We start from the raw sequence: 25266 nt of genomic DNA, 5'->3' as shown, positions 1-25266 counted from the left end.
GTGATACCGATGTGGAAGGAAGTCTGGGCAACCTACGGGGGACGGATAACCGGTGTAGCAACAGGTATCATTCTTGGTCTTCTTTATCTTATTGTAGGTTTTTGGGATATGCTTTTCTTCGCCTTTCTCCTTTGTATCGGCTATACCGTCGGCAAATTGAAAGACGAGCAGCGTGGTCCTATCCTTCCATGGCAGCGCCTTAGCGAGTGGCTAATGGAACGATGGAGACCGTTTAAATAATACTATGATCTCCTCCGTACCCCGGACCCGTATGTGGCTTCGTTCGGGGCAGGGAGGAGATCATATTTTGAACATTGTGATGAATCAGGAGGCCCCATGAAACGTAGGCTAGCGCGGGAAATTGTGGTACAGAGCTTGTACCATATGGAAATGAATGAGGAAGCAACCGCAGCATCCGCAGTAGATATGCTGGTGGATGAAGTGCAGGAAGAGAATGAGATCGAAGCGGACGCAGCGGACGTTCACCGCATCGATGAATATGTGCGCGAGATGGTACAAGGCGTGCTCGAGCGCAAATCAGCGATTGACGATATGCTGCAGCACTATTTGACGGGCTGGCAAGTTGATCGTCTGTCTCGTGTTGACCGGCAAATTCTACGTCTTGCTTGTTATGAGCTTGTGTTCCGGGATGACGTGCCGCCGAAAGCGATCATCAATGAAGCGATTGAGCTGGCGAAGCATTTTGGAACGGACGAGTCCGGTAAATTCGTCAATGGCGTTCTTGGCCGACTGCTGCAAGCGCTTGATGAGCTCAAACCAAAGGCGTAGCGCTTAGGCGTGTGACATGCTTTGTTGTTTACGTTACATTAGCCCCTTGGATCCCTTATAAAGGATTTAAGGGGCTTTAAGAAAATTTAGTCCCTTTTATAGTACTCGCCTATCGAGGAGATAGCGAAAGTCGGTTTTTGCTTGGATGCCCTCATAACTTGGATTCAGGAGTGATTACGAAATGACTGCACAGCGTATCGAAGGTAAAGCGATTTCGGATGCTATCCGAATAGAAATTGGTGAAGAAACTGCGAAGCTGTCTGCACATGGCATTCAGCCTGGTCTTGCTGTCGTGCTTGTCGGAGAAGATCCAGCGTCGAAAGTATATGTAGGCAGCAAGGAGAAAGCATGTCAGCAGCTAGGCTTCTATTCGGAGGTCCATCGTCTGAGCGGCGATACATCCGAGGACGAGCTATTGGCACTAATTGATAAACTAAATAACCAATCGACGATTCACGGCATTCTCGTCCAGCTTCCACTGCCAAAGTACATTAATGAGAAAGCTGTCATTGATGCGATCAGCTCTGCAAAGGATGTAGACGGTTTCCATCCGGTTAGCGTAGGCAATCTCGTCATCGGTGATGACAGCTTGTTGCCATGTACACCAGCTGGCGTCATTGAACTGATTAAGCGGACAGTTGGTTCCATTGCAGGCAAGCATGCTGTCGTCATTGGTCGCAGCAACATTGTCGGCAAACCGGTTTCGATGCTGCTGCTTCGTGAGAACGCGACAGTGACGATTTGCCACTCGCGCACCGCGAATATGGAAGAAATCGCGAGAACAGCTGATATTCTGGTCGTTGCGATCGGCAAAGCGAAAGCAATCGGCAGCAAATATGTAAAGCCCGGTGCGGTCGTTATCGACGTTGGCATTAACCGCCTTGAAGACGGCAAGCTCGCTGGTGATGTAGATTACGAAGATGTTCTGGAAACAGCGGGCTATGTGACGCCGGTACCAGGCGGAGTTGGACCGATGACTATTACGATGCTGATGCTGAATACGTTGAAAGCGGCGAAACAACAACACGCAATTCAGGAGTGAGGAGCGGAAGATGGCGGATCGCACGCGAATATTTTCGATAAAAGAAATTAATCGCTATATCGGAATGAAGTTGGAATCGGACGAGCTTCTCGGCGATGTGTGGATCCGCGGGGAAATCTCGAATTTCACACATCATTCGAGCGGTCATATGTATTTCACGCTTAAGGATAAGGACAGCCGAATAAAGTGCATCATGTTTGCTTCTTACAATCAGCGGCTGCCCTTCATTCCGAAGGAAGGCGCGAAAGTAATTGCCCGTGGCAATATTTCGGTCTACGAGCGTGATGGCAATTATCAATTTTATTGTATCTCGATGCAGCCAGATGGTATCGGAAGTCTCTACCTCGCTTATGAGCAATTAAAGAAGAAGCTCCAGGATGAGGGGCTGTTCGACTCTGCACGTAAGCGGCCGATTCCGCAGTTTCCAAAGGCAATCGGTGTCATTACGTCTGCGACTGGAGCAGCCGTCCGAGATATTCTCATCACGCTGCAGCGCCGTCACCCATCAGTGCCGGTGCTGCTTTTTCCCGTTCTCGTGCAAGGGACGCTCGCAGCACCTTCAATTGTAAAAGCAATCGAAACGATGAACCGTTTAGCCGAAGTCGACGTATTAATAATAGGCCGCGGCGGCGGATCACTTGAGGAGCTGTGGGCGTTCAACGAAGAAGCGGTGGCGAGAAGCATTGCCGCTTCCGTAATTCCGGTTATATCGGCTGTTGGACATGAGACGGATTTTACGATAGCTGATTTCGTCGCTGACCTGAGGGCAGCGACCCCGACAGCGGCAGCTGAGCTTGCCGTTACGAGTGTGCAAGAGCTGAAATCCAGGCTGGCACAGACGGAGTCGAGACTTGTGAATAGCTTGCGGATGACGGTGAACAACCGGAAGGAACGGCTAACAAGGCTTCGCAGAGCGCCGGTATTCATCAATCCGCGCAAATATTTATTGCAGCATGCTGAGCGCCTTGACCGCGCTGAGGAAAGGCTGCAAATGAGAGTGATTCGCTTCACGGAACGAAGCAGAGATAGATATACACGACTTGGCCACGCGCTGGCGAAAGTACATCCGGGCGCTCAAGCAGCGCTTGCAGCGAAGCAGCTGGAGCGTATGTCGGACCGGCTGCAAGCGACGATGGCAGCTGACATGAAGGAGAAGCGGATGAATTTACTCGCTTCGATCAGGCAGCTTGATGCACTGAGTCCTTTGAAAGTCATGTCCAGAGGGTACAGCTTGGTCTATGATGATCGGGAGAAGCGGCTTATTAAATCGGTGAACGACGTTCAACTTGGCGATTTGCTGAAGGTGAAGGTTGCGGACGGTCAGCTGGAATGCCAAGTTTGGGGAATCAATGGGGAGGCGAAAGCAGATGGCGGCTAAAGAAAAAGTAGTTGAAGAGCAGGCGATTAGCTTCGAAACGGCGATGGAACGTCTCGAGTCGATCGTAAGCAAGCTGGAGAGCGGAGATGTTCCGCTTGAGACGGCGATCGAATTGTTCCAGGAAGGAATGAAATTGTCCCAGCTGTGCGGCTCCAAGCTTGAGGATGTTGAACGGAAGATTGAAGTGTTGATCGAAACGGAAAATGGTTTACATAAAAAACCGTTTGCAGCGGCAAACGAGGAATAGAGGTAATTAATGTGAAGACTTCGGTTTCGACCGCTGACTATTTGAATCGCTCCGTCTTGGAAATCGAAGAGGCACTGCATACTTCCCTGCCCCAGGAATGGGATATTCCTCCAGCTCTCAGGGAGTCAATAATGTATTCCTTGGAAGCAGGCGGCAAGCGTCTGCGGCCTATTCTCGTTCTGACAGCTGCTGAAGCGGTTCAGAGCGATAGCCTTGCTCGCAGCCAGGCGATGCCTGTTGCTTGCGCGATTGAGATGATTCACACCTACTCGCTTATTCACGATGATTTGCCTGCAATGGATAACGATGACTATCGAAGAGGCAAACTGACCAATCATAAAGTATACGGGGAAGCGATGGCTATATTAGCCGGTGACGGCCTGCTCACGCATGCCTTCTATGCGATTACACGCACGGTGGCGCTTGGCACCTCGCCAGAGACGGCGCTTGCTATTGTTTCGGATCTGGCCAGATTGGCTGGCGCTCCGGGCATGGTTGGCGGCCAAGCGGCGGATATACTAGGTGAACAGGGCGTGACCTCGCTTGCTGAACTGGAGTACATCCACCTGCACAAGACGAGTGATTTGATCGTATTCTCCGTTCTTGCCGGTGCAAGAATCGGCGGAGCAACGCAGCAGCAGCTGGAATCGCTGCAGCAATTCGCTAGGAAGCTTGGGCTTGCTTTTCAAATCCAAGACGATATTCTCGATCTGATCGGAGACGAGGCGAAGCTTGGCAAGCCGGTGCAGAGCGATGTAAAGCAGCAGAAGGTGACGTATCCGTTCTTGCTCGGCATGGAGAAGTCTGCGGCGCTCGTTGAACGATTAACGGAGGAATCCAAGCAAGCATTGGTGGATGCGAAGCTCGCGAATCCGGAATATTTAATGGCAATTGCAGATTATTTGATGAATCGTGATCATTAATTTGACAATGCTTAGGTCTTTCTGCACGAACTATGTTATAATTTAGCCACATTTGACGTTTAATGGACAACGGGATCAATGAATACCCGTGAAAGCGAGGAAATATCGTGTTACTGGAACATATACATGAGCCGGCTGACTTGAAATCCCTCTCGATAGCCCAGTTGGAACAGCTTGCTGCGGAGATCCGCGCGTTCCTCATTGAGAAGCTGTCGGAGACGGGCGGACATCTTGCGCCTAATTTAGGTGTCGTCGAACTTACACTTGCGCTGCATTACTTATTTGACAGCCCTAAAGATAAGTTTCTTTTCGACGTGGGCCATCAATCTTACGTTCATAAAATTTTAACGGGCCGTAAAGATCAATTCGATACGCTCCGTCAATATAAAGGGTTGTGTGGTTTCGTCAAGCGCTCGGAAAGCGTGCATGACGTCTGGGAGGCAGGCCACAGCAGCACCTCGCTGTCCGCAGCGATGGGTATGGCGCTTGCCCGCGACTTGAAGGGCGAGCGGAATAAGGTCGTTGCCATTATTGGCGATGGCGCGCTTACAGGCGGTATGGCGCTCGAGGCGCTGAATCATATCGGCCATGAGAAGAAGAATCTAATGGTAATCCTGAACGACAATGAAATGTCGATCGCACCGAACGTTGGGGCTTTGCACCATTATTTGGGCAAAATCAGAACGGACCGCCATTATCAGAAGGCGAAGGAAGAGCTAAATCAGCTGCTTAACAAAATTCCGGCCATCGGCGGCAAGGTCGCGAAGACGGTTGAGCGATTGAAAGACAGCGTGAAGTATTTGCTCATGAACGGGGTTCTGTTTGAGCAATTCGGATTGACGTATTTTGGCCCTGTTGATGGCCATGATCTAGAGCAATTAATGGAGACAATTGAGCAAGCAAGCCGTGTGCAAGGTCCGGTGCTTGTTCATGTTATTACGGTTAAAGGCAAAGGCTATTCGCCGGCGGAAGCCGATTCGCATAAATGGCATGGAATATCTCCATACAAGATTGAATCCGGTCAAGTATTGAAAGCGGTTGGACCACCGATGTACACCGAGGTGTTCACTGATGCGCTTATGGATTTGGCGGAACAGGATAAGCGAATTGTCGCAGTCACGCCTGCAATGCCTGGCGGTTCCGGCTTAATTAAATTCGCGGAGAAATATCCGGATCGTATGATCGATGTCGGCATCGCAGAGCAGCATGCGGCGACGATGTGTGCCGCGATGGCGATGGAAGGGATGAAGCCGGTATATGCGGTGTACTCCACATTCTTGCAGCGTGCGTATGACCAAGTGGTGCATGATATTTGCCGCCAAAATACGAATGTTGTGTTTGCGATTGACCGTGCGGGCTTCGTTGGCCCGGATGGCGAAACACATCAGGGTGTATATGATATTGCATTTTTACGCCACATCCCGAACATGGCGCTCATGATGCCGAAAGATGAGAACGAGCTTCGCCGGATGATGAAGACGGCGTTCGATTATAATGATGGACCGATTGGTATTCGTTATCCGCGAATTAGCGGTCTCGGCGTTCAAATCGATAAAGAGATGAAGCCGATCCCGATCGGATCATGGGAAGTTGTTCGCGAGGGCGATTCCGCTGTTATCGCGGCTATCGGGCCGATGCTTCAAGTTGCTGAGGAAGCGGCTGAGCTGCTTAAGCGTGAAGGGCTGCAGGTTCGCGTCGTGAATGCACGCTTCATTAAGCCGATGGATGAAGCTATGCTGCTTCAAATCGCCGAAGAAGGTCTCCATATACTGGTGCTTGAGGAAGGCTCCGAGCTCGGCGGCCTGGGCAGTGCGATTATGGAGTTCTACTCCTTGAATGGCAAACATGGCGTGCCAGTACGAATTATGGGTGTGCCGGATATATTCGTTGAGCATGGTTCCATTAAGGAGCAGCGCCAAGAGATCGGATTGACGGCAGAGCGTGCTGCAACAGAATTGAAAGCATTGCTGCCTCGCGTCCGCAAGCGCGTTCCGGGTCAGGTATAAGAGCAGGAGAAACCGATGACAATTGCAAAAGAAAGAATTGATGTCTTACTCGTGGAACAAGGCTTTTACGAAAGCCGCGTAAAGGCGAAAGCTGCGCTTATGGCAGGGCTTGTGATTGTTGACGGTGAGCGGATCGAGAAGAGCGGTATGAAAGTGCCGCGCTCGGCGAATATAATTGTTAAAGGCGCTGTTCATCCTTATGTTAGCCGCGGCGGGTTGAAGCTGGAGAAAGCGATCCGGCAGTTTGAGCTAAACCTGGATGGAGTAGTCATGATTGATATCGGCGCATCCACTGGCGGGTTCACTGACTGCGCACTGCAGAACGGCGCGTCTTACGTCTACGCGGTTGACGTTGGCTACAATCAGCTGGACTGGTCGCTTCGTCAGGATGATCGGGTCAATGTAATGGAACGTACTAATTTCCGCTATACGGTACCGGCTGATTTGACTGGTGCGCAACCGACATTCGCGACGATTGACGTATCCTTCATCTCATTGAAATTGATCTTGCCTACTCTTGGCACGTTACTCGAGCGAGGAGCTGGCGTCGTCGCGCTTATCAAGCCGCAGTTTGAAGCCGGACGCGAGAAGGTCGGCAAGTCTGGCGTCGTTCGTGAGCCGAGTGTCCACCGTGAAGTGCTGCATCAGGTGCTTGCTATGGCTGCTGGAGAAGGGTTCGTGCTGCAGCATTTAACATTCTCGCCAATAACGGGCGGAGAAGGCAATATAGAATTCCTTGCCCACTGGCTGTGGGAACCAGGTAGCAGTTCAACTCCTCCGAGCGAGGAAGCGATTGCTGCACTTGTGAAGGAAGCAGCTGGTACGTTCGCACAGGACTTCAAACAATAAGGAAAGTCTTTCATTTTGGCGGCTGCTGAAGTGAAAGGCTTTTTTTGTTTTGATGCAAAATTTCGCGTGCGCCCTCTTTGCAGATCGGCAAATATTTGGTACACTAAGAACGAAAGCGAACAGACGTTTGGCAACAGGTGTTCGGAAACGAATGTTCGATATTGCCGATCATACTCAGATGGAGAGGAAATTAGTTCTTCAGCGCGAAATGAATAGTGTGACTCTTTCATGCTGGGGGAGGGATTGGATTGGGAAGGTACGGGGACTGGCTTGTCATGCTTATTGCCGGTGCATTGATCATTTTCTGGTTGTATCGCAGCTTCTACCGTTGGCTGCATGAACCGCCAGGCATGAACTCGAAGCTGCTTCTAAGCGAGGCAGAGGATGTTCGGGACGATGATGTAAATGTACAGTTTCTGGAGAAATCAGGATACGAGGTCACGCATGGCAAATATCGTGTGCCAATCACAATTGATCTTGACGGCACTATGCTTCAGAGCAGGCTGTTCATCGATTTAATTGCGGAGAAAGATGGCAAACATTATATTGTGAAGACGGCACGAGAACGGATGCCGATTGATTGGACTGGCAGCGGGGTTAGAGATAGACTGCTCGTCTACGCACTGCTCTTGCCAGAGTGTGAAGGTGTCTTGTTCGTAGATCACAAGGAGCTCACGATCCGTAAAATTACATTCCGTTTCGGAACCTAGCAGTTAATCTTGACCAACTTTAGGAGGCTATTCATGAAGAGCGTTCGGCAAATGAAAATACGTGAACTGATTACAAGCCAAATCATTGAAACACAGGACGAGCTGGTCGATACTTTGAGGACAACAGGTCTTGCGGTTACGCAAGCGACAGTATCCCGTGACATTAAAGAGATGCAGCTTATCAAAGTGCCAATCGAGGATGGCCGATATAAATATTCGCTGCCGCAGGAGACGCGGAGCAATTCAATCCACAAGCTTAAGCGCACACTATCCGATCATTTCCTACATATCGACTTTACTGACAACCTTGTTGTTATGAAGTGTTTGCCGGGAACAGCTAACGCCATCGGCGCCATGATTGACAATATGGAGTGGTCTGAAGTGATGGGAACCATCTGTGGAGATGATACGATACTGCTGATCTGCAGAACGAAGCAGCAGAGCGAAGATATTGTGGACAGGCTGCTTGGATTAATGAATTAGGACATTGATGTTTGGATTAATGAACCTGGAGGAGGAGAGCAACTATGCTTCGCGAGTTGTCGATACGCAATTTGGCTGTTATTGAATATGTTTCAGTAAAATTCCACGATGGATTTCATGTGCTGACAGGTGAGACTGGAGCAGGGAAGTCGATTCTAATCGACGCGCTCAGTCTTGTTGTAGGGGGACGCGGCGCATCAGAGATGGTCCGCTACGGCTGTGACAAAGCCGAGATCGAGGCGATGTTCGAGCTGCCCCCATCTCATCCTGTTTGGTACACACTTCAATCGTTCGGAATTCATGCTTCGCCTGAGGAAGGACTCGTTGTTCGTCGCGAGCTTTCCGCGCAAGGCAAGAGCATCAGCCGCGTAAACGGACACATTGTCACCCTGTCAATGCTGCGCGAAGCAGGGGAATGCCTCGTCAATATCCATGGTCAACATGAGCATCAGTCATTACTGCGCACGGAGAAGCATCTGGAGTGGCTTGATTCGTATGCTGGTGATTCAGTCGCTGCATCCTTAGATGCCTATCGCAGTGTTTACCGCGAGTATGATAAAGTTCGAATTCAACTAAGGGATATAGAAGATACATCACGTCAGAATATGCAGATGCTTGATTTATATCGCTTCCAGATTGAGGAGATTGCTTCTGCCCGCCTAAAACCGGGAGAGGACGAATCTCTTGCCGAGGAGAAGCAGAAGCTAATGTATGCAGTGAAACGCAGAGATTCCGCTTCTGAAGCTTACAGCTTATTGCATGGAGGCAAAGGAGTGGATGCAGTCAGTCGAGCTGTAAGCCGGATTAGCGATATTCGGGATTATGATCCTGTTGCTCTTGATCCGCTGCTTGAACAGCTGCAATCCGCATTTTATCAGCTTGAGGATGCGGTATATCAACTGCGCGATTATAGGGACAATGTCGACTCTGATCCAGAACGGCTCGCGGATATTGACGACCGTCTGGATATGATAAATAGCTTGAAACGCAAATATGGCGAGACTATCCCTGATATTCTGTCCTACTTGTCGAGCATTCAGTCAGAAGCTGATAAGATCGAGAACCGTGACGAGCATCTGGCTCGCCTGCAAATTGAGCTGGATCGACTGTTCGCTCAAGCATTGATGATTGGTAAGCAGCTTTCCGATCAACGCCGCAAAGCTGCGGATCTGCTTGCGGAAGCCATTGAGAGCGAGCTGCGCGGCCTTCAGATGGATCGGACGAAGTTCTACGTCCAATTGCAGCAGGCGCAAGATGGCGAGCACTACAAGCTGCACGCGAACGGCATAGATGAGGCGGCATTCCTCTTTGCGCCGAACCCAGGCGAACCGATGAAGCCAATCAGCAAGATTGCTTCTGGTGGCGAGATGTCGCGTATTATGCTGGCGCTCAAGACGATCTTCGCTTCGATTGATGAAGTTCCGGTTCTTGTATTCGACGAAGTGGATACTGGTGTAAGCGGACGTGCTGCTCAAGCAATCGCTGAGAAGATGTCGCGTTTGTCCAACCAGTGCCAAGTGTTCTCGATTACCCATTTGCCGCAGGTGGCATGTATGGCAGACCATCATTATGAAATTAAGAAGATCATTGTTGCTGAGCGAACGTCTACAATGGTAACGGAAATGAGTTCTGCAACACGAATTGAAGAACTTGCGCGTATGCTCGGTGGTGTGGAAGTAACGGAAAAAACACGCCATCATGCACAAGAAATGCTTGACTTGGCTGTAAGGCAAAAGGGGGCGTAATGGAAGGGAATCAGGGAATGTTTTTGGCGACATAAAACAGTAGGGGCAGGGATAACTTAAAGGTACGCAAATGGCGAACCACCTTTCTCGTCAAGCGATTTTGCAACAGGGAGCGTGAAGTCATTGAATGCCAATCAGCGGAAGCGGTGGCTGGGTCTACTTCTCGTTATCATCGTTTGCATGCTTGGTCTATCCTCTCCACTTCAACATTTCGCCGCATTTCCGAACGAAGTTCGTTTGTTTTCCGGCCAGTTGAAACAATTAGACTATGGTATGCCTGTACATGCTCAAGTAACCGTTGATTCGCATATGCTGCGTGTAAACGGCTCAACTGATCGTTCACTTTCGATTAATCTGAACAAGCCACTATCAATTGAATCATCACAAAGCGGCAAAACAACGATGAAATTGAAATTATTCGGCAAAATTCCTTTCAAAACCGTTCGAGTAAACGTTGTACCGGATTTACGTGTCATTCCGGGTGGACAAACGATTGGTGTTAAAGTGAAATCTGCAGGCATAATGGTTGTCGGTCATCATCAGGTAGTTGATGCGAAGGGCACTAAAGTATCTCCAGGCGAGCAAGCGAAGCTGCAACTGGGTGATCTCATCGTTCGTATTAATGGCAAGTATGTAAACGAAGTGCATAAGGTAGCAGAAATGGCGGAGGAAGCTGGTGGCACGAAACAGCCGCTTCATTTGACAGTGAAAAGAGGATCGAGATTATTCGATACGAAGCTCGTTCCTGTGTTTGATTCTGAAGATCGCGCTTGGCGATTGGGGTTATATATTCGTGACTCCGCAGCTGGTGTGGGTACATTAACGTTCTATGCTCCAGATCAAGGCGTCTATGGTGCACTTGGACATGTTATTACCGATATGGATACCCAAACACCCATTGAAGTGGGCGAAGGACAGATTCTGCAATCCAACGTAACCTCCATTAACAAGAGCCAGAACGGCGAGCCAGGCGAGAAGAGAGCGCAGTTCGTGAAAGAAAGCAAAGTGCTTGGCAATATTGAGCGGAACACGTCATTTGGTATTTTCGGTAAAATGAAGGAGCTGCCTTCGCATAGCTATAACGATCAATCGGTTCCAGTTGCTTTCGCGGAAGAAGTGAAGGAAGGACCAGCCCAATTGCTTACCGTTGTAAACGGGCAGAAGGTTGAGCGATTCAATGTAGAGATCGTTCATGTTACGAAACAGCAATCTCCTGCAACTAAGGGGATGGTAATTAAAATTACAGATCGCCGATTGCTGGAGCAGACAGGTGGCATTGTGCAGGGGATGTCAGGAAGCCCAATAATCCAAGACGGCAAACTGATCGGTGCTGTAACTCATGTATTCGTTAATGATCCTACATCTGGTTATGGATGCTTTATCGAGTGGATGCTGCAGGATGCCGGAGTATTGTTGAAACCAGCAAGCTTAAATCTTAAGGCGGCATAGCCCCTTAAGATTTTTTGGTTTCATGTCGAATTAATTCGAATTCTGAAGATTCGTGTAATAAATTATTCATTATAAATGAGTTGAAAATAAAAATAAAGAAAAATATTATTCGACAGAAGGAATTTCATTCGGTCTGTCGAAAATGTTTATAAGCAAATACAATAAACGTATTAAGTGACGGTTACTGCATTTGAGTGTGGATTTTAGTCTAAGGAGGACTATACCTTGCAAAAAATTGAAGTTTTGTTGGCTGATGACAATCGGGAATTTACGAACCTTCTCTCAGAGTACATCTCTGAACAAAATGATATGGAAGTTTCCGGTGTCGCTTATAACGGTGAGGAAGTTCTTCGTTTACTGGAAGAGTCTCATGAAGTGCCTGACGTTCTTATTCTGGACATCATTATGCCGCATCTTGACGGCCTCGGTGTTCTGGAACGTCTGCGCGAAATGAATCTGCCTAAAATGCCTAAAATCATTATGTTAACAGCATTTGGTCAAGAAAACATCACTCAAAAAGCGGTACAACTTGGTGCTTCCTACTACATACTTAAACCGTTTGACATGGAAATTCTCGCGAACCGAATCCGCCAGCTCGTTGGCAATCCGACCGTTTCTTCGACGTTTACATCCACGTCTGCAACTGCTGGAATGTCGAAATCGAACGTTGTGCCAATCGCAAAAGGTAAAAACCTGGATGCGAACATTACGAGCATTATTCATGAGATCGGCGTTCCTGCCCATATTAAAGGGTATCAATATTTGCGTGAAGCGATCACAATGGTTTATAACAATATCGAAATTCTCGGTGCCATTACAAAGACGCTTTATCCTGCTATTGCGGAGAAATTCAAGACGACGCCTTCCCGTGTGGAACGCGCCATTCGCCATGCAATTGAGGTAGCTTGGACACGTGGCAACATCGACAGCATCAGTCACTTGTTCGGGTATACAATCAATATAAGCAAGTCGAAGCCGACGAATTCCGAGTTCATCGCTATGGTCGCAGACAAGCTGCGCATCGAACATAAAGTGTCGTGAAAAGATAAAGAATAGCTCGAATCGAATGGAGCGCCACTTTCGTGCAAGCCGCGAATGTGGCGTTTTTATTTCGTAGTATTTCATGTCAACTAGGAGGATTGTTTTGACAACATCAGTAAATACATCTGTTCCTTCGCTGAAAAGGTTAATCATTTTACTATCGGTCACACTCGTATCAGGCTTGAATCAGGGCTTGCTGCTCCCATTATTGGCTATTCTGCTCGATCAGCGGGGCGTCTCATCCGATCTCAACGGGCTCAATTCGATGGCATTGTACATTGGCACATTCAGCACAATGTTCTTCATCGAGAAACCGATAAGGAAAATCGGTTATAAATACGGCATTCTGTTTGGCATTGTAATAGCAGGCTTTGGGACGATTCTGTTCCCGTTCATGCATGCCCTCTGGATTTGGTTTATTCTGCGAATCGCTGTCGGTATCGGTGACAGTGCGCTTCATTACTGCACACAGCTTTGGATTGTAAGCAGTAGCCCACCGGCGAGCCGGGGACGATATATCTCGTTATATGGCATGGCATATGGAATCGGCTTTAGCATCGGACCTATGGGCATCAACTTTATCTCTATTGGGAAATGGCTGCCTTTTGCGCTGAACACGATCTTATTTATTATCATATTGATGTTTGTGTTAAGGTTACCGTCGATCTATCCCGAGAGAGCGGAGAAGCTTGCCGCTTCAACGAACCGCTACTGGCAAACGTACCGGATTGCATGGTTCGCGTTGTTTCCGGCGATACTTTATGGCTTGATGGAAGCGACGATGAACAGTAATTTCCCGCTATATGGACTTCGCATTCATCTTAGCAAAGAAGTTATCTCCATGTTGCTTCCTGCGCTTGGAGTCGGTAGTCTAATTGTGATGTTCCCGCTCGGCATGCTAAGTGACCGGATCGGGCGCAAGCCAGTTCTCATATTCTGTTCACTGGCAGCTGGCATCATGTTCTTCATGGTGCCGCTCGCAGGGAATAACGCTCCCATGTTATTCGTGCTGCTCGGTTTAATCGGCGGTTGTATCGGCTCGTTCTTCTCGCTCGGCCTTGCATACGCGGCTGACTTGCTTCCGCGCGAGCTGCTGCCATCGGCGAATGTTATCGCATCCATTCATTTCAGTGTCGGAAGCTTGCTCGGACCCAGCATCAGCGGCTTTGGCATACAATATATATCCGAGAAGAGTATGTTCATTATGCTCGGAAGCGCATTTACGCTTTTCGCGCTAATTGGTCCGATGTTCCGCCGAAATACGCAATCGCAAACCACAACTGTCGTTTAATTTAATTTTTGTTTATTTTTCTGTGCGTATCTTTTTCGTACCTTCATTCGTTTACGTTATGCATCACAAGCTAACAGATGAGGAGGTGCCAGAATGATAACAAAGCCAACTGTCGATGAAATGCGCTTCGTGCTGTACCGTTACTGCTTGTCGCTTACGCGTTCGACCTGGGACGCTGAAGATATTGTCCAGGAAACATGTCTGCGAGCCCTTCCTGTCATGAACGGAAAGGTGGAGCATCCGAACCCAACTGCTTACTTGCTGCGTATTGCAAAAAATATTTCTGTGGACCATATGCGCAGGAAGCAGCTGGCAAGACGCATTGAGCGCAATGAAGCCGTTCTAACTCGGCTGTATGGTGATTCGCATGAGATGGAGTATGCAGTACGGCTGCTGCTCGCTCATTTGTCTCCGCTGCAGCGGACTGTTTTCCTGTTGAAGGAATTGTTCGGTTATAAGGGCAGTGAGGTGGCAAATAAGCTGTCCACATCAGAGGGTGCTGTAAAAGCCGCGCTGCACAGGGCTCGATCGGTGCTTTCTCGATTGAAGCAGCGCGAGATGAGCGGTGCGGCACATTTTAGCGCTGAGAATCCAGTCAGCGACAGCATGCTGTACGCGTATGTAAATGCGATCCGTTCAGCTGATCCACAGGCGCTGATCGTGCTTGCGAATGCCGAAGAACAGCGCATCGATCCGGTTCAGGCTGTCGGTCAGCTTCGAATATCAACAGGCATCGGCTCATCCGTTAGTATGATGATGGCATCATAAACGGGCCTGAGAGGATGAATACGATGAATTTGACGCCATACGTTATTGAATCGACAAATCGCGGGGAACGCAGCTACGATATTTATTCGCGGCTGCTTAAGGATCGAATTGTTATGGTGAGCGGTGAGATTGAGGATCAGATGGCGAATTCAATTGTGGCGCAAATGCTGTTCCTCGCGGCTGATGATCCGGATAAAGATATACAGTTGTACATCAACAGTCCAGGCGGATCTGTGACGGCTGGCTTCTCCATTTATGACACGATGCAATTCATTAAGCCCGATGTTTCGACGATATGCACCGGTTTTGCAGCCAGCTTCGGCGCGATTTTACTCGCTGGTGGAGCGAAGGGGAAACGGTTCGTGCTTCCGAATAGCGAGGTTATGATTCATCAGCCTCTTGGTGGAGCCAGAGGGCAGGCATCAGATATCCAAATCCATGCGAGCTGGATTCTGAAGACGCGAGAGAAAATTAACAAGCTGCTTGCGAGTCACACCGGACAGTCCGTGGAGCAAATTGAACGAGATTCAGACCGGGACCGGTTCATGAGCGCATCGGATGCAGTCGCTTACGGCATCGTGGATCGCGTAATCGGATAGAACCAGAACGAACAAGCGGGCACTCCTAAGTTGAGGAGTGCCCGCTTTTATTACATACAACCTAAGTTATACGCCTGGCCGAGGCGGACGAGGCCGCTTCTGGCGATAGCGTGGTGCTACGTAGTTACGCTTACGGTCGCGGTAGAATGTCCAGCCGCCGATGAATGCGACACCGATCAGGAACAGCACAAGTCCACCTAGAAACATCCACCATTCAAAATGGCGCACAGTTGCGGTTTCATCGCCGAAAGATGAGAAATAATGAAATACAGCATCCTTCATTAGCAGGAAGCCGTATGTGGCTCCAAGACCTGGAATAACAAGCAATAGGACAGCAATAAATCGAATAATGACTTGTCTCATACGTTAATTAAATCCCCCTGTACACATGCAGCAGATACGGTAATATCATACCTTTTTCTCACCTGACTTGTCCATTTAGGTGGGGGATGTTTTCTGACGGAGCGAAAAAAGGTACAATAGGGAATGTATAGCAAGGTGAATTGGAGAGGGGAACGAACATGACATTACAATGCGATTTGGCCATCATAGGCGGAGGCATTGCAGGATATACAGCCGCAATCCGGGCGGCACAAGCAGGCAAGAAGGTCATTATCGTCGAGAGAGAGAAGCTCGGCGGCACATGCTTACATAAAGGCTGTATTCCAAGTAAATCGCTTCTGCACAGCGCGGAAATTTATGCAACGCTGCGCAAGGCGGACACCTATGGGATTACTGTCGCTGAAGGTGCGGTCAGCATTGATTTTCCGAAGATACAGCAGCGCAAAGAGAATACGATCGAAGGATTGTATAAAGGTTTGCAGTATTTGATGCGCAAGCATGAGATTACGGTTATAAAAGGAAGAGGGCGTGTAATCGGACCATCGATCTTCTCGCCCAAGAGCGGCAGTGTCGCGGTTGAGTATGAGGATGGCGAGATGGAAACGATCGTGCCGACGCATCTCATTATCGCAACAGGCTCACGTCCGCGTACGCTTCCAGGCTTGGTGCCGGTTCCAGGTCAGCTGATGACCAGTGATGAAGCACTCGAAATGGACAACCTGCCGAGCTCGATGCTCATTATCGGCGGCGGCGTCATCGGTGTCGAGTGGGCATCATTGCTTATCGACTTCGGCATCGAAGTGACGCTCGTTGAAGCTGCATCCCGTCTGCTGCCAGGTGAGGATGTAGAGAGCTCAGCTGAGCTAACGAAGCAGCTGCGCCGCCGCGGAGTGCGTATTCTAACTGGCATTCAATTGAAGCTGGAGACGTATACGTATAATGATGGACAAGCTTCAATTACGGCTGATACGGAGGATGGCACTGTTATTCTGAATGCAGAGCGACTGCTTGTATCCGTTGGCCGGCAGGCGAATGTCGAAGAAATCGGTCTTGAGAATACCGATGTCCGCATTGAGAAAGGTGTCATCCGCGTGAACAGCTTCTTCCAGACGAATGAGCCGCATATCTACGCGATCGGGGATGTGAACGGCGGGCTTCAACTTGCGCATGCTGCTGCACATGAAGCGATTGTAGCCGTTGATCATATGACCGGAGGCAAGGAGCAAGCACCGGATCATTCTCGTATACCGCGGGCGATTTACTCGCGACCGGAAATTGCTTCGATCGGACTTAACGAAGACGAAGCGCGCAAACAGGGATATGATATTAAAGTCGGTAAAGTGCCGTTCCAGGCAATCGGCAAGGCACATGTGCTAGGCGAAACCGAAGGGTTCGCAAAAGTCATCGCCGACGCCAAGACAAGCGACGTGCTAGGCGTTCACCTTGTCGGTCCGCATGCGACGGACCTGCTGTCCGAAGCTTCGCTTGCGATGCTGCTCAATGCAACACCGTGGGAAGTGGGACAAGTAATTCATCCGCACCCGACTTTGTCGGAAGTTATTGGTGAAGCAATGCTCGCTGTGAATGGAAAATCAATCGCATTTTAGGCACTTGCTGCATCTTTATATAGTAAACACCTTTCTCAATAAATCGCTTACATGAGTCAGCGGATCCAACATTTCTTTTTCAGAGGAACTCGGTTATAATGGGTATAGTCAAGTCTTAGTACCTGGTTATAATAGCAGCTAAAAGGAGGGCATCCCTCATGACACAATCCGAATCTGCCGTGACGCAATCCAGACATGCGGCACTTGGCCTTACGGACGAGCAAGCCATTGAAATGTATAAGCTTATGAATACCGCCCGCAAGTACGATGAGCGTTGTTTGCTCCTGCAACGGGCAGGAAAAATTAAGTTCCATGTATCCGGTATCGGCCAGGAGGCCGCGCAAGTTGGCGCTGCTTTCGCGCTTGACCGGGATCAAGATTACTACTTGCCATATTACCGCGATTACGCGTTCGTACTGTCTGTTGGCATGACGCTGCGCGAGTTGATGCTGTGCATATTCTCGAAAGCTGATGATCCGAATAGTGGCGGTCGTCAAATGCCTGGTCACTTCGGCAGCAAGCGTCTGCGAATCGTAACAGGCTCGAGCCCGGTTACGACACAGGTTCCGCATGCAGTCGGCTTTGCGCTTGCAGCGAAGATGAAGAAGAAGGACTTCGTTTCCTTCGTCACGTTCGGCGACGGCTCCAGCAACCAAGGGGACTTCCATGAAGGCGCGAACTTTGCTGGGGTGCATAAGCTTCCGGTTATTTTCATGTGCGAGAATAACCATTATGCGATTTCGGTTCCGCTTCACAAGCAAGTAAGCGGCAAAATCGCTGACCGCGCCCTTGGCTACGGATTCCCGGGCGTAGCCGTGGATGGCAATGATCCGCTAGAAATTTACCGCGTCATGAAAGAAGCGCGTCAGCGTGCAGCTAGCGGCGAAGGTCCGACACTTGTCGAAGCGGTCATGTACCGGTTGTCACCGCATTCCACTTCCGATGAGGATATGGCCTACCGGACCAAAGAAGAAGTAGATGCGCACCGCGACAAGGACGGCATTCCGAAGTTCAAGCAATATCTCATCGATTGCGGTATCTGGAACGAAGAGATGGAAGCGACGATGCTGCAGGAGATCAAGGCTGCACTCGATGATGCGACAGCTTTTGGCGATAAGGCGCCGTTCCCAGAGCCTGAAGATATTTTGAAACATGTATATGCCGATGATTCAATAGGCGAAGGAGGACGCTAAGATGCCGAAAATGGACTATATTGATGCGATCCGCCTCGCAATGAAGGAAGAAATGGAACGCGACGAGAACGTGTTCATTCTTGGGGAAGACGTTGGCCACAAAGGCGGCGTGTTCACGACGACCAAAGGACTGCTCGCGCAGTTCGGCGAAGAGCGCGTGCTCGATACACCGCTTGCGGAATCTGCAATCGCTGGCGTCGCAATCGGCGCGGCGATGTACGGCATGAAGCCAATCGCCGAAATGCAGTATTCCGATTTCATGTTCCCGGCAACGAACCAAATTATCAGCGAAGCGGCTAAAATCCGCTATCGTTCTAATAACGACTGGGACTGCCCTATTGTTATCCGCGCGCCAATCGGCGGCGGCATCTTCGGCGGTCTATACCACTCGCAATGCCCGGAGTCGGTATTCTTCGGAACGCCAGGGCTTAAGATTGTGGCACCTTACACGGCGTACGACGCGAAGGGCTTGCTCAAAGCAGCTGTCCGCGACCCGGATCCCGTTCTTTTCTTCGAAAATAAAAAGTGCTACAAGCTTGTCTCCGGTGATGTGCCGGAAGACGATTATATCGTGCCAATTGGCAAATCGAATGTCCTGCGCGAAGGCGATGACATTACGGTTATCAGCTATAGCTTGCCGCTGCACTTCATTATGGAAGCGGCCGAAGAGCTTGAAGCAGAAGGCATTACCGCGCATGTGGTTGACCTTCGTTCGCTGCAGCCGATTGATAAGGACGGTATTCTTGAAGCTGCCCGCCGTACGGGCAAAGTACTTATCATTCATGAAGATAATAAATTTGGCGGCATCGGCGCAGAGGTATCTGCAATTATTGCGGAGGAGATGCTCTATGAGCTGGATGCGCCAATTATGCGTCTATGCGGCCCTGATGTCCCGCCAATGCCGATAAACCCGCCTGGCGAGAAATTCTTTATGCTGAATAAAGATAAAGTGAAAGAAGCGATGAAGCGTCTCGCGCTCTACTAGAATCTAGGGAGAGCTCTAACGCAATCATGTAAGGAGTGGTCGGATTGAAGAAAGTGACGGAAGTCATCATGCCGCAACTCGCAGAATCGCTCGTCTCCGCAACGATTGACAAATGGCTGAAGCAACCGGGCGATGTCATCGACATGTATGAGCCGATCTGTGAGATTATCACGGATAAAGTAAACGCTGAACTACCCTCGACCATTCAAGGGAAGTTGGTTCAAATATTGGTCGGCGCCGGCGAGACTGTACCTGTCGGCACGCCGGTCTGCCTGATCGAAATCGAGGAAGAGGGAGCCGATGATGCGACAACGGCTCCTGCTCCTGCCGCGCAGCAATCGGCTGCAGCGCCACAGCAAGGCCATGTTGGCAGCAGCGAGCGAGCTGCAGTGCGCGCGCAAGGGGCAGCATCGATCGCTGCCGAAGGCGGAGACGATAGCATGCGTTATCGTTATTCGCCAGCGGTCCAGCAGCTAGCAGCGGAGCATAGCATTAACTTGTCCCACATTCAAGGGACAGGCATCGGCGGACGGATTACGCGCAAGGATGTTCTTGCGTACGTTGCGTCCGGACGCGGAGCGAGCGCTCCTGCGGCACGAAGCGCGAGCGCGAGCAGCGCACCGGTTCAACCCGCACAGCCGATCTTCACATCGAAGGAGCCGGTTCGTTCAACTGGACTTCATCTGTCTGAGCCGCCGCGTATCCCGCAAGTAGAGCTCGAAGGCCAGCAAGTGCCGGGACGCAGCGAGTATTTTATAGATGTAACCCCAGTCCGCAATGCGATTGCGCGCAATATGCGCCAGAGCGTTACAGAGATTCCGCATGCCTGGATGATGATGGAAGTTGACGTTACTGATCTCGTCAGTCTCCGTAATAAGCTGAAGGATGACTTCAAGAAGCGCGAAGGCGTGAACCTCACTTACCTCGCATTCTGGGTAAAAGCGGTCGTGAATGCAATCAAGGACTTCCCGCTTATGAACTCTGTCTGGGCAGTCGACAAAATCATCGTCAAGCGTGACATTCACATTGGTCTGGCTGTCGGTACAGAAGACGCGGTGAAGGTGCCAGTCATCAAGAACGCAGACCAGAAGAACATTGCTGGGCTTGCTCGCGAGATTGAAGAGCTAGCGCGTAAGACACGCGATGGCAAGCTGACGCTCTCCGATATGGAAGGCGGTACATTCACAGTAAACAATACCGGCTCGTTCGGATCAATCTTGTCGTACCCGATCATAAACTACCCGCAAGCAGCGATTGTCACTTGTGAATCGATCGTGAAGCGTCCTGTCGTCATTAACGATATGATAGCGGTTCGTTCGATGGCGAACATCTGCTTGTCGCTCGACCATCGGATTTTGGACGGCGTTATCTGCGGACGATTCCTGCAGCGTGTGAAAGAAAATCTGGAAGGCTTCAATCTAGAAACGAAGCTGTATTGAAACGAGGCATAGGCAGACATGACAACGAACGTGAAGGCGATCGATGTCCAATATATTCCGATGATGGGATATGCCGAAGCTTGGGATATGCAAAAAAGCTACGTGAAACAGATTGACAAGGAGGAGCGACGTGACACGCTGCTCCTTCTTCAGCATCCGCCGACCTATACGATCGGCTCACAGAAGCATCCCGAGCATCTGCTTTATTCCGAGGAAGAATTGGCCAAACGCGGCATCGGTGTATTTCAGATCGACCGTGGCGGGGACATTACTTATCATGGGCCTGGACAGCTGGTCGGTTACCCGCTCTTTTATTTGGACGGGGCGAATCTGGATTTGCATGGCTACTTGAGGCAGCTAGAGCAGGCCATTATTGAATGGTTAGCTACATATGGCATTGAAGGCGGGCGTAAACCTGAATATACCGGAGTATGGGTTGGCGATGAGAAGATTGCCGCCATTGGCGTGAAGTTTAATAAAGCCAGAACTCGCCGCGGGTTCGTGACGAGTCATGGCTTTGCGCTTAATGTGAGTGCCGGCATTGCTAAGGACGGATTTCGTGGCATCATTCCTTGTGGAATTCAGGAGTTTGCCGTCACTTCATTCGCTGATTTAACTGGCAATCACCTGAGCGTTGAACAGGCTGCACTGGAGCTTACCCCTTTTATATGCAAGCAATTCGGGCTTGTTGTGGAAGAGGCATCCGGCGGACTATTCGAACATCCAGCCGATACCAACGAGCAGCGTGGATAGCAGCATTGCCGCAATAAGAACCCAGATGAATACTTTTATAAGCGGATTGGAACGCATGTCAGCATGCTCCTTTCGTACAGAATAATGAAGACGTTATTGTACATTGTAAACGAAAAGGATGGACGGAGGAAAGACGATGATTAATGAGAAGCGTATTGTTGAGGAATTTATGGAGCTTGTCCGTGTGGACAGCGAAACGAAGAATGAACGCCAAATCTGCGATGTGCTGACGAAGAAGCTGATTGAGCTCGGCTTGTCGGTGGAAGAGGATAACGCCGCTAGCCTTACAGGTCATGGAGCTGGCAACTTGATTGCGATGCTTCCAGCGAACTCCGCTACGGATGCGCCGGTTATTTTCTTCACTTCCCATATGGACACCGTAACGCCAGGTAAAGGCATTAAGCCGCAGCTGGACGAGGATGGCTACATCCGAAGCGACGGTACGACGATTCTCGGCAGTGACGATAAAGCAGGACTTGCCGCGATGTTCGAAATGATTCGCGTGTTGAAGGAGAACAACATCCCGCACGGTCCGATTCAGCTCGTCATCACCGTTGGTGAAGAAAGCGGACTTGTTGGCGCAGCGGCACTGGATAGCTCGAAGCTGAAAGCGAAGTTTGGCTATGCGCTTGATTCGAACGGTCCGATTGGCGATATTGCTGTTGCAGCGCCATCCCAAATGAAGATTACGATCAAAATCTATGGTAAATCCGCACACGCCGGCGTTAATCCAGAAGACGGCATCAGCGCGATTCAAGTAGCGGGCAAAGCGATTTCGCGTATGAAGCTTGGCCGTATCGATCATGAGACGACGGCGAATATCGGACGTTTCGAGGGCGGCGGCGCAACGAATATCGTCTGCGACTACGTGAAGCTTGACGCAGAGGCGCGCAGTATCGTCATGGAGAAGCTCGACAAGCAAGTCGAACAGATGCGTGAAGCTGTTGAGGCGGTCGTAGCGGAGTATGGAGCAAAAGCTGAATTCGAGGCTAAGTTGATGTATCCTTCGTTCAACTTTAGCGATGGCGATCCGGTTGTCGTGCTTGCGAAAGCGGCGATTGTGAAGATTGGCAGAACACCGAAGGTGTTCCATTCAGGCGGCGGCAGCGATGCGAATGTTTTCAACGGGCATGGCGTCCCAACGGTTAACTTGGCGATTGGCTACGAGCATATTCATACGACGAAAGAGCAAATTAAAGTAGCGGATCTTGTGAAGACAGCTGAGCTGACAGTGGCGATTGTGGAACAGGCTGCTGAACAGAAAGCGTAAGCAATAGTAAAAAGGGGTTACCTGCCGCAGTAGCGATCGCATCCGATCGACTCTAGCGGCAAGGCAGCCCCTTTGTCTTTTATGCGGATTAGGTGTAGGTGGTTCTTCGCGCGGATTATTGAGCGGACTGTAAGTATTCGCGAAGCGTGCGGCTTGGCCCAAGCGCTGTGAGTCCGGATTTGGTGCTGGCTTTGGCCAGCAGCTTGAGCTGATGCTTGATTTCCCATGCTTTGCCGACAAGCGCCAATTGGTTCTGCTTTGTATATTGTTTCATACTCTATCGCCCCTTTTTGCTATACTTGATAGATAGATATGAGAGAGTTGTAGGTCTTATGCATACAAATCGAAGGAGACGATGAGAAGATGCTGGAGAAAACGGATCAATACCGTGAAGTGACTGTGAAGACAGAACCGATTTTTGATGGAAAAATCATTTCGCTGCAGGTGGATACGGTGCAGCTGCCGAATGGCGGTACGGCAACGCGTGAGATCGTTAGACATCCTGGTGCCGCTGCTGTGCTAGCGTTAATCGATGATAAAATGCTCGTCGTCGAGCAGTACCGCAAGCCGATGGAGAAATTCCAAATCGAAATTCCAGCCGGCAAGCTTGATGCTGGCGAAGATCCGATGGTTGCAGCTGCCCGTGAGCTGGAGGAAGAGACTGGGTATCGCGCAGGCAAGCTGCGTCCGCTGAGTGCATTTTATACATCGCCGGGCTTTGCAGATGAAAAGCTATATGTCTACATCGCAGAGGATCTTATGAAGGGCGAGAGCGCACCGGACGAGGATGAGTTTCTGGCGGTTGAGGCGATTAGTTTCGAGCAGGCGCAGCAATATATAAGAGAAGAACGGATTAGCGACGCGAAGACGATTCTTGCTGTTTACGCGTGGCACATCTATAGGCTGACAGGAGAAATTTAATGATGAAGCATGAAAGTGGAGGTTTGCGGCGTGTATTTGCGGACCTTCATTTGCATATTGGCCGCACGGAACGGGGCGAACCTGTGAAGATCAGCGGCAGTCGTGACTTAACCTTCCGCAATATTGCTCATGAGGCAGCAGTACGCAAGGGGATTCAGCTTCTAGGCGTTATTGATTGCCACTCCCCTGGGGTGCAAAGGGATATCGAGGCGTTGCTGGAGTCCGGCGAAATGACGGAAATTAGCGGCGGAGGCATCCGATATCGGGATACGACGATCCTGCTTGGTGCGGAGATCGAAGTGAGAGACGCAGGTTATGGGACAGCGCATCATCTTGTGTTTATGCCGGATTTAGATAAGATGAAATCGCTAACGGCTTGGATGAGGGGGCATATGAAAAATGTGCAGCTCAGCTCGCAGCGGCTGTATGTGCCGAGCCGTGTCCTGCAGGAGGAAGTGAAGATGCGTGGGGGATTGTTTATACCTGCGCATATTTTCACTCCGCACAAGAGTCTCTTCGGAAGCTGCTCGGATCATCTCAGCGATACGCTGGACCCAGCGCTCGTCGACGCCGTTGAGCTTGGACTGAGCGCAGATAGTGAGATGGCGGGCTACATTCCGGATCTTGATGCGTATCCGTTCTTGACCAACTCCGATGCCCATTCCCTTGCCAAAATCGGCCGAGAATATAATGAGCTAATGCTCGGCGAGCCGTCCTTTGCCGAGCTGAAGCTTGCTCTTGAGGGAGCTGAGGGGCGGAGAATCATGACGAATTACGGGTTGAACCCTGTACTCGGCAAATATCACCGCACGTATTGCGTCAATTGCGGCTCGCTCGTGGAAGAACGGCTGGACGCCGAGCGCTGCTCGCAATGCGGCAGCTTGAAGCAGGTTCGCGGCGTGTTCGATCGCATCCTGGAGCTGGCGGAGCAGGCTGGACGCGAGCAGCCTTATGTGCCGGCAAGGCGCCCGCGCTACGTGTACCAGGTCCCGCTGGAGTTCATCCCAGGACTTGGAAAAGTGAAGCTGGGCAAGCTGCTCGAAGCGTTCGGGACGGAGATGGCGATTATCCACGATGTTCCGGAGGCTGCCATTGCGGCGATTGCGGGCGAACCCGCCGCAGCGATAATAGCCAGCGCCCGCCGCGGCATGCTGCAGCTGGAAGCGGGCGGCGGTGGAAAGTATGGCAAGGTGAGCGCGGGGCAGTAGAAAGTGCTGGTGCGGGTATGTGAGTTTTGTGTGGCGGGTATGGCGGGAGAGGCTGTCGCGGCGATCATCCAAAGTTCCCCTCGACATGCTCACGGAGGGTGCCGGCAGGGGTATGGTGAGCTCGGCGTAATTGGAGCTTCGGTGTGAGCATGCGGCTGTAGGCTAGCTTGTCGTGTATGCGCAGCTAATGCTCATTGTTGCAAACTGCGCTTCTGCTGACCCATGATA

27 protein-coding genes are annotated in these 25266 nt (G+C 50.4%); 24 read left to right on the top strand and 3 right to left on the bottom strand.

What is annotated here, in order from left to right; genetic code table 11:
- Positions 1-9 precede the first annotated feature (9 nt).
- The 16 genes from AC0LWF_RS10450 to clpP all read left to right on the top strand — a co-directional run bounded on the left by AC0LWF_RS10450 (position 10) and on the right by clpP (position 15320).
- Entirely contained in the window at positions 10-240 is a 231-nt protein-coding gene (locus AC0LWF_RS10450) for a DUF2273 domain-containing protein (RefSeq protein WP_474651480.1), read from the top strand.
- A 96-nt stretch (positions 241-336) separates the two neighbouring features.
- The gene (gene nusB, locus AC0LWF_RS10445) at positions 337-789 is read left to right on the top strand and encodes a transcription antitermination factor NusB (RefSeq protein WP_474651479.1); all 453 of its coding nucleotides are present in this window, start codon (positions 337-339) and stop codon (positions 787-789) included.
- 181 nt (positions 790-970) lie between these two features.
- Positions 971-1831: a bifunctional methylenetetrahydrofolate dehydrogenase/methenyltetrahydrofolate cyclohydrolase FolD gene (gene folD, locus AC0LWF_RS10440; protein ID WP_474651478.1), complete on the top strand. Its 861-nt coding sequence runs from the start codon at positions 971-973 to the stop codon at positions 1829-1831.
- 10 nt (positions 1832-1841) lie between these two features.
- Positions 1842-3209, top strand: coding sequence for an exodeoxyribonuclease VII large subunit (gene xseA, locus AC0LWF_RS10435; RefSeq protein WP_474651477.1), 1368 nt, complete (start codon positions 1842-1844; stop codon positions 3207-3209).
- Positions 3199-3456, top strand: a complete 258-nt coding sequence (xseB, locus tag AC0LWF_RS10430; RefSeq protein WP_474651476.1) for an exodeoxyribonuclease VII small subunit — start codon at positions 3199-3201, stop codon at positions 3454-3456. Before xseA ends, xseB begins: the two co-directional genes overlap by 11 nt.
- Before the next feature lie 11 nt (positions 3457-3467).
- Positions 3468-4379, top strand: a complete 912-nt coding sequence (locus tag AC0LWF_RS10425) for a polyprenyl synthetase family protein (protein WP_474651475.1) — start codon at positions 3468-3470, stop codon at positions 4377-4379.
- Between the two features lie 107 nt (positions 4380-4486).
- Positions 4487-6385 carry a 1-deoxy-D-xylulose-5-phosphate synthase gene (dxs, locus tag AC0LWF_RS10420; protein WP_474651474.1) on the top strand — a complete coding sequence of 633 codons (1899 nt, stop codon included), beginning with the start codon at positions 4487-4489 and terminating at the stop codon, positions 6383-6385.
- 15 nt (positions 6386-6400) lie between these two features.
- Positions 6401-7234, top strand: a complete 834-nt coding sequence (locus tag AC0LWF_RS10415) for a TlyA family RNA methyltransferase (RefSeq protein ID WP_474651473.1) — start codon at positions 6401-6403, stop codon at positions 7232-7234.
- Between the two features lie 248 nt (positions 7235-7482).
- The gene (locus tag AC0LWF_RS10410; RefSeq protein ID WP_474651472.1) at positions 7483-7944 is read left to right on the top strand and encodes a hypothetical protein; all 462 of its coding nucleotides are present in this window, start codon (positions 7483-7485) and stop codon (positions 7942-7944) included.
- A 33-nt stretch (positions 7945-7977) separates the two neighbouring features.
- Complete coding sequence (gene ahrC / locus AC0LWF_RS10405) at positions 7978-8427, top strand: transcriptional regulator AhrC/ArgR (protein ID WP_474651471.1); 450 nt, start codon at positions 7978-7980, stop codon at positions 8425-8427.
- Between the two features lie 44 nt (positions 8428-8471).
- Positions 8472-10172, top strand: a complete 1701-nt coding sequence (recN, locus tag AC0LWF_RS10400) for a DNA repair protein RecN (RefSeq protein ID WP_474651470.1) — start codon at positions 8472-8474, stop codon at positions 10170-10172.
- A 123-nt stretch (positions 10173-10295) separates the two neighbouring features.
- Positions 10296-11621: a SpoIVB peptidase gene (gene spoIVB, locus AC0LWF_RS10395; protein WP_474651469.1), complete on the top strand. Its 1326-nt coding sequence runs from the start codon at positions 10296-10298 to the stop codon at positions 11619-11621.
- A 225-nt stretch (positions 11622-11846) separates the two neighbouring features.
- Positions 11847-12662 (top strand): sporulation transcription factor Spo0A, encoded by an 816-nt coding sequence (gene spo0A, locus AC0LWF_RS10390; protein WP_474651468.1) that lies wholly within the window; start codon positions 11847-11849, stop codon positions 12660-12662.
- Positions 12663-12765: 103 nt separating this feature from the next.
- Positions 12766-13953, top strand: coding sequence for an MFS transporter (locus AC0LWF_RS10385; protein WP_474651467.1), 1188 nt, complete (start codon positions 12766-12768; stop codon positions 13951-13953).
- A 93-nt stretch (positions 13954-14046) separates the two neighbouring features.
- Positions 14047-14721, top strand: coding sequence for an RNA polymerase sigma factor (locus tag AC0LWF_RS10380; RefSeq protein ID WP_474651466.1), 675 nt, complete (start codon positions 14047-14049; stop codon positions 14719-14721).
- Positions 14722-14744: 23 nt separating this feature from the next.
- Positions 14745-15320: an ATP-dependent Clp endopeptidase proteolytic subunit ClpP gene (clpP, locus tag AC0LWF_RS10375; RefSeq protein ID WP_474651465.1), complete on the top strand. Its 576-nt coding sequence runs from the start codon at positions 14745-14747 to the stop codon at positions 15318-15320.
- A gap of 66 nt (positions 15321-15386) precedes the next feature.
- Here the strand turns inward: clpP and AC0LWF_RS10370 are convergent, their stop codons facing one another.
- Positions 15387-15683, bottom strand: a complete 297-nt coding sequence (locus tag AC0LWF_RS10370) for a DUF2627 domain-containing protein (protein WP_090573916.1) — start codon at positions 15681-15683, stop codon at positions 15387-15389.
- Positions 15684-15841: 158 nt separating this feature from the next.
- Between AC0LWF_RS10370 and lpdA the strand changes: the two genes are divergently transcribed.
- The 5 genes from lpdA to lipB all read left to right on the top strand — a co-directional run bounded on the left by lpdA (position 15842) and on the right by lipB (position 21639).
- The gene (gene lpdA / locus AC0LWF_RS10365; RefSeq protein ID WP_474651464.1) at positions 15842-17269 is read left to right on the top strand and encodes a dihydrolipoyl dehydrogenase; all 1428 of its coding nucleotides are present in this window, start codon (positions 15842-15844) and stop codon (positions 17267-17269) included.
- Between the two features lie 158 nt (positions 17270-17427).
- Positions 17428-18462: a thiamine pyrophosphate-dependent dehydrogenase E1 component subunit alpha gene (locus AC0LWF_RS10360; RefSeq protein WP_474651463.1), complete on the top strand. Its 1035-nt coding sequence runs from the start codon at positions 17428-17430 to the stop codon at positions 18460-18462.
- A 1-nt stretch (position 18463) separates the two neighbouring features.
- The gene (locus AC0LWF_RS10355) at positions 18464-19447 is read left to right on the top strand and encodes an alpha-ketoacid dehydrogenase subunit beta (RefSeq protein WP_474651462.1); all 984 of its coding nucleotides are present in this window, start codon (positions 18464-18466) and stop codon (positions 19445-19447) included.
- Between the two features lie 68 nt (positions 19448-19515).
- A complete protein-coding gene (locus AC0LWF_RS10350; RefSeq protein ID WP_474651754.1) occupies positions 19516-20886 on the top strand; it encodes a dihydrolipoamide acetyltransferase family protein in 1371 nt (456 codons plus the stop codon).
- A gap of 18 nt (positions 20887-20904) precedes the next feature.
- A complete protein-coding gene (gene lipB / locus AC0LWF_RS10345) occupies positions 20905-21639 on the top strand; it encodes a lipoyl(octanoyl) transferase LipB (RefSeq protein ID WP_474651461.1) in 735 nt (244 codons plus the stop codon).
- Here the strand turns inward: lipB and prli42 are convergent.
- Positions 21598-21696, bottom strand: coding sequence for a stressosome-associated protein Prli42 (prli42, locus tag AC0LWF_RS10340; RefSeq protein ID WP_177182554.1), 99 nt, complete (start codon positions 21694-21696; stop codon positions 21598-21600). The two genes, lipB and prli42, sit on opposite strands and share 42 nt — an antisense overlap.
- Positions 21697-21775: 79 nt before the next feature.
- On the opposite strand from prli42, the gene AC0LWF_RS10335 reads away from it, so the two are divergent.
- The gene (locus AC0LWF_RS10335; RefSeq protein ID WP_474651460.1) at positions 21776-22909 is read left to right on the top strand and encodes a M20/M25/M40 family metallo-hydrolase; all 1134 of its coding nucleotides are present in this window, start codon (positions 21776-21778) and stop codon (positions 22907-22909) included.
- Between the two features lie 115 nt (positions 22910-23024).
- On the opposite strand, the gene mciZ is transcribed toward AC0LWF_RS10335, so the two are convergent.
- Positions 23025-23183 carry a Z-ring formation inhibitor MciZ gene (gene mciZ / locus AC0LWF_RS10330; protein ID WP_474651459.1) on the bottom strand — a complete coding sequence of 53 codons (159 nt, stop codon included), beginning with the start codon at positions 23181-23183 and terminating at the stop codon, positions 23025-23027.
- Between the two features lie 89 nt (positions 23184-23272).
- On the opposite strand from mciZ, the gene AC0LWF_RS10325 reads away from it, so the two are divergent.
- Positions 23273-23830 (top strand): NUDIX hydrolase, encoded by a 558-nt coding sequence (locus AC0LWF_RS10325; RefSeq protein ID WP_474651458.1) that lies wholly within the window; start codon positions 23273-23275, stop codon positions 23828-23830.
- Entirely contained in the window at positions 23830-25038 is a 1209-nt protein-coding gene (locus AC0LWF_RS10320) for an endonuclease Q family protein (RefSeq protein WP_474651457.1), read from the top strand. The genes AC0LWF_RS10325 and AC0LWF_RS10320 overlap by 1 nt, the downstream gene beginning before the upstream one ends.
- Positions 25039-25266 lie beyond the last annotated feature (228 nt).

It is taken from the genome of Paenibacillus sp. sgz302114, from assembly GCF_056120345.1.
The sequence above is the reverse complement of the archived record's forward strand: the minus strand, read 5'-3'. Positions and strand labels throughout refer to the sequence as shown.

What these genes read in the sequence shown, in the direction of transcription:
- ahrC (WP_474651471.1), top strand. Translation starts at nt 7,978, where the DNA reads ATGAAGAGCGTTCGGCAAATGAAAATACGTGAACTGATTACAAGCCAA.
- prli42 (WP_177182554.1), bottom strand. Translation starts at nt 21,696, where the DNA reads ATGCGTTCCAATCCGCTTATAAAAGTATTCATCTGGGTTCTTATTGCG.
- xseB (WP_474651476.1), top strand. Translation starts at nt 3,199, where the DNA reads ATGGCGGCTAAAGAAAAAGTAGTTGAAGAGCAGGCGATTAGCTTCGAA.
- AC0LWF_RS10370 (WP_090573916.1), bottom strand. Translation starts at nt 15,683, where the DNA reads ATGAGACAAGTCATTATTCGATTTATTGCTGTCCTATTGCTTGTTATT.
- mciZ (WP_474651459.1), bottom strand. Translation starts at nt 23,183, where the DNA reads ATGAAACAATATACAAAGCAGAACCAATTGGCGCTTGTCGGCAAAGCA.
- AC0LWF_RS10450 (WP_474651480.1), top strand. Translation starts at nt 10, where the DNA reads ATGTGGAAGGAAGTCTGGGCAACCTACGGGGGACGGATAACCGGTGTA.
- AC0LWF_RS10350 (WP_474651754.1), top strand. Translation starts at nt 19,516, where the DNA reads ATGCCGCAACTCGCAGAATCGCTCGTCTCCGCAACGATTGACAAATGG.
- AC0LWF_RS10325 (WP_474651458.1), top strand. Translation starts at nt 23,273, where the DNA reads ATGCTGGAGAAAACGGATCAATACCGTGAAGTGACTGTGAAGACAGAA.
- recN (WP_474651470.1), top strand. Translation starts at nt 8,472, where the DNA reads ATGCTTCGCGAGTTGTCGATACGCAATTTGGCTGTTATTGAATATGTT.
- lpdA (WP_474651464.1), top strand. Translation starts at nt 15,842, where the DNA reads ATGACATTACAATGCGATTTGGCCATCATAGGCGGAGGCATTGCAGGA.
- AC0LWF_RS10320 (WP_474651457.1), top strand. Translation starts at nt 23,830, where the DNA reads ATGATGAAGCATGAAAGTGGAGGTTTGCGGCGTGTATTTGCGGACCTT.
- AC0LWF_RS10415 (WP_474651473.1), top strand. Translation starts at nt 6,401, where the DNA reads ATGACAATTGCAAAAGAAAGAATTGATGTCTTACTCGTGGAACAAGGC.
- AC0LWF_RS10380 (WP_474651466.1), top strand. Translation starts at nt 14,047, where the DNA reads ATGATAACAAAGCCAACTGTCGATGAAATGCGCTTCGTGCTGTACCGT.
- AC0LWF_RS10335 (WP_474651460.1), top strand. Translation starts at nt 21,776, where the DNA reads ATGATTAATGAGAAGCGTATTGTTGAGGAATTTATGGAGCTTGTCCGT.
- lipB (WP_474651461.1), top strand. Translation starts at nt 20,905, where the DNA reads ATGACAACGAACGTGAAGGCGATCGATGTCCAATATATTCCGATGATG.
- nusB (WP_474651479.1), top strand. Translation starts at nt 337, where the DNA reads ATGAAACGTAGGCTAGCGCGGGAAATTGTGGTACAGAGCTTGTACCAT.
- AC0LWF_RS10355 (WP_474651462.1), top strand. Translation starts at nt 18,464, where the DNA reads ATGCCGAAAATGGACTATATTGATGCGATCCGCCTCGCAATGAAGGAA.
- AC0LWF_RS10360 (WP_474651463.1), top strand. Translation starts at nt 17,428, where the DNA reads ATGACACAATCCGAATCTGCCGTGACGCAATCCAGACATGCGGCACTT.
- folD (WP_474651478.1), top strand. Translation starts at nt 971, where the DNA reads ATGACTGCACAGCGTATCGAAGGTAAAGCGATTTCGGATGCTATCCGA.
- xseA (WP_474651477.1), top strand. Translation starts at nt 1,842, where the DNA reads ATGGCGGATCGCACGCGAATATTTTCGATAAAAGAAATTAATCGCTAT.
- clpP (WP_474651465.1), top strand. Translation starts at nt 14,745, where the DNA reads ATGAATTTGACGCCATACGTTATTGAATCGACAAATCGCGGGGAACGC.